The organism is Sphingomonas sp. CCH15-F11, from assembly GCF_001557005.1.
Taxonomy (GTDB): Bacteria; Pseudomonadota; Alphaproteobacteria; order Sphingomonadales; family Sphingomonadaceae; genus Sphingomonas.
Genome location: NZ_LSKG01000056.1, coordinates 1 through 3,364 on the forward strand (window position 1 = coordinate 1; position 3,364 = coordinate 3,364).

At 71.9% G+C, this 3,364-nt stretch carries 4 protein-coding genes; 2 read left to right on the forward strand and 2 right to left on the reverse strand.

Translation table 11 applies throughout. From position 1 onward, the window contains the following. Both hrpB and AX709_RS05425 read left to right on the forward strand, forming a co-directional pair. A partial coding sequence (hrpB, locus tag AX709_RS05420) for an ATP-dependent helicase HrpB (RefSeq protein WP_066547674.1) occupies positions 1 to 1,827 on the forward strand: 1,827 nt, incomplete at its 5' end. Positions 1,828 to 1,861: 34 nt separating this feature from the next. Then, positions 1,862 to 2,143: an ETC complex I subunit gene (locus tag AX709_RS05425; RefSeq protein ID WP_066481649.1), complete on the forward strand. Its 282-nt coding sequence runs from the start codon at positions 1,862 to 1,864 to the stop codon at positions 2,141 to 2,143. Here the strand turns inward: AX709_RS05425 and AX709_RS05430 are convergent. Further along, entirely contained in the window at positions 2,140 to 2,679 is a 540-nt protein-coding gene (locus tag AX709_RS05430; RefSeq protein ID WP_066547677.1) for an NUDIX hydrolase, read from the reverse strand. The genes AX709_RS05425 and AX709_RS05430 overlap by 4 nt on opposite strands. Beyond that, a complete protein-coding gene (locus AX709_RS18855; RefSeq protein WP_231727434.1) occupies positions 2,676 to 3,362 on the reverse strand; it encodes a TPM domain-containing protein in 687 nt (228 codons plus the stop codon). The genes AX709_RS05430 and AX709_RS18855 overlap by 4 nt, the downstream gene beginning before the upstream one ends. Positions 3,363 to 3,364: the final 2 nt, after the last annotated feature.

Below are 3,364 nucleotides of genomic sequence, written 5' to 3' on the forward strand. Positions count from 1 at the left end.
GCGGAACGGCTCGAGCCGATCGGCCCCGGCCTGATCCTCCACCGCCTGCATGGCCAGGTCGATCCCGCCGCCCAGCGCGCCGCGATCGCGCCCGACCCCGATGGTCGGCGCAAGGTGGTGCTGGCGACGTCGATCGCGGAAACGTCGCTCACGCTCGACGGCATTCGCATCGTCGTCGATGCCGGGCTGGCGCGCCGCCCGCGTTATGACCGCGCGGCCGGAATGACGCGGCTGGTCACCGAACGCGCCAGCCAGGCCGCGGTTACCCAGCGCGCCGGGCGTGCCGCGCGCCAGGGGCCGGGCATCGCCTATCGCTTGTGGGAGGCCGCGGCGACCGCCGGCCTGCCCGCCTATGACCCGCCCGAGATTCTTGAGGCCGACCTGTCGGCGCTCACGCTCGATTGCACGATCTGGGGGGTCGGCGATCCGCGCGACCTGCGCTGGATCGATCCGCCGCCGGATGCCGCGATCGCGGAGGCGCGTGCGCGGCTGCTTGCGCTCGACGCCATCGACGATGATGGTCGCCCGACCGCGCATGGCCGTGCGATCGCCGCGCTGCCGCTCAGCCCGCGTTTGGGCCATATGCTGGTGCGCGCCGCCGAGCTTGGTCTCGCGCAGACCGCGGCCGAGATTGCGGTGCTATTGGGCGAGCGCGGGCTGGGCGGCAACGATCCCGATCTCGACCTGCGCCTGAAACGCTGGCGCAGCGAACGCGGTGCGCGCGCGGAAAGCGCCCGCAAGCTTGCCCAACGCTGGTCAAAACTCCCTCTCCCCCCGGGGGGAGAGCGCAACCCTCGCCAGCCCCTCTCCCAACTCTCTCCCCAAATGGGGAGGGGGCTAGATGCGCCTGCCATCTGTGTCGCGCTCGCTTATCCAGACCGCGTCGCGCGACGCCGCGACGCGAGCGGCGAGCATTGGGCGTCGGTCGGCGGGCGCGGCTTCCGGCTCGATCCGGCCAGCAGCCTGGCGCGCAGCGAATGGCTGGCGGTGGCCGAAACGCAGGGGATGGCGGCGGGCGCGCGCATCCTGTCGGCCGCGCCGCTGACGATCGAGACGGTCGAGGCGATGTTCGGCGACCGGATCGAGGTGGTGCGCGAGGTGCGCTTCGATCCCGCGACCGGGGGCGTCACCGCGACGCGCGCGCGCCGGCTGGGCACGATCCGGCTGGCAAGCGGACCCGACAGCGCGGCGACGCCCGCCGCGATCGAGGCGGCGTTGCTCGACGGCGTGCGCAACCATGGCCTCGACCTGCTGCCCTGGAACGACACGGCGCGCGGGCTGCGTATCCGTGCCGCTTTTGCCGCCGCGCATGGCGGTGCGGATGTCGCGCTCGACGACGCCGCGCTGCTTGCGCGGCTCGACGAATGGCTCGCGCCGCTGCTTGCGGGCAAGCGCCGGCTCGACGCGATCGACCCGGGTGCGCTCACCCAGGCGATCGAGGGGCTGCTCGGCTGGGACGCGGTTCAGGCAATTCAGCGCCTCGCCCCCGCGCGATTTGAAACGCCCGCCGGGTCGAGCCACGCGATCGACTATGCCGCTGAAGGGGGGCCGCGCGTCGAACTGCGCGTGCAGAGCCTGTTCGGGCTCTCGGTCCATCCGGCGGTCGCGCAGGGCCGCGTCCCGCTGGTGCTCAGCCTGACCTCGCCGGCCGGGCGCCCCATCCAGACCACGCGCGACCTGCCCGCATTCTGGGCGGGCAGCTGGGCGGCGGTGGCAAAGGAGATGCGCGGCCGCTATCCCCGGCATCCCTGGCCCGACGATCCGGCCGCCGCCACCGCGACGCTGCGCACCAAGAATGCGGATGCACGGCGCGGCGGATCGCGCTAGATCACCCGGCGAACTGCCATTTACGGAGTGTCCCTTGCCCACCGCCCGCATCTATCAGCGCCCCAAGAACGCGATGCAGTCCGGCCGCGCCAATACCGACCGCTGGATGCTGGAATTCGACGCGGCCGAAGGGCAGCGGCCCGATCCGTTGACCGGATGGGCGGGATCGGGCGACACTCGCAACCAGCTGCGGCTGAGCTTTCCGACGGTGGAAGCCGCGACCGCCTATGCCGAGCGCGAAGGGATCGCCTATCGGGTCGTGCCCGCTCCCGCGCGCAAGCTCAAGCTCCAGGCCTATGCCGACAATTTCCGCTAGGGCGGCGGCAGGAGCGCGTCGGCGAGCAGCAGCATCAGCCTGACGTCGACCGCTACCCCGGCCGCGCGGCGCGCGGCGATGAAGGCCGGCAGCGCGTCGAGCGCGACGCGATAGGGGGTAATCCCCTCGCCCGCGACGCCGCCGCCGTCGGACACGCGGGTCAGGCCCGTCGCGCGGACCAGCGTGAAGCTTTCGGACACCATGCCCGGCGACGAATGGAACTGGCCCAGCGATTCGACGTGCGCCGGACGCCACCCCGTCTCCTCCTCCAGCTCGCGCGCGGCGGAGGCGAGCGCGTCCTCGCCCGCCGCCTCGTCGCCGATCAGCCCGGCCGGCAATTCCAGGCAAGCCCGGCCGAGCGGCACGCGATATTGCTCGACCAGCAGGACATGGCCATCCTCGACCGCCAGGATCACCGCCGCGCGGATGCCGCGGGCACGTGCGACATATTCCCACCGCCCCCGCTTCTTCGCGACGATGTAGCGGCCTTCCCACATCGTCTCGACCGGGGCGTCATGGTCGGGGGGCAGCGTCATAGCTCGATCAGCCGGTCGGGCAGCTCGTTCACATCATCGGCGGTCTTGGGGAAATGTTCGGCCAGCACCGCGCCGATCCGCGCGACCGCCGCCACCATCCCGCCCGCCGCGTCACCAGCGCGCACGCGATCGACCAGTGCCGCCATCGCCTCGCCCCAGATTTCGGGTGCGACCCTGGAATGGATCGCTTCGTCCGCGACGATCTCGGCGATGCGTTCATCGAGTGACAGGAACAGGAGGATGCCGACGCGCTGCCGCGTGCGTTTCTCCGCGCCCGCCTTGAAGAACTGGATGGCGCGCCGACGTACCCGTCGCTCGCGGGTCGACAAGGGCGCGATCCGGATCCGCAGCCGCCGCCACGCGAGCCCGTACCGCACGACCAGGAAGACGATGGCCTGGACGACGAACACGCCGACCAGCAGCAGCGCCAGGTCTGTGCCCGCATCCCAGCCGCCGCCGAACAGCGCGAGCTTGCGCACCAGCAGCGCGGGGGCGGCGGCGAGCAGCGCGGGCACGAGCAGCATCGCGGCGACCGCGAAGTGCAGGGCGACGTCGTGATATTCGTCCGACCGCGGCGTCACGATCGTCACGATCTCGCCGTCCGTGCCATGTTTGGCCTCGGCAACCGCGTGCGTGACGCGCGCATGGTCGGCGCCTGAAAAGACGATCCCCGCCATCACCATCC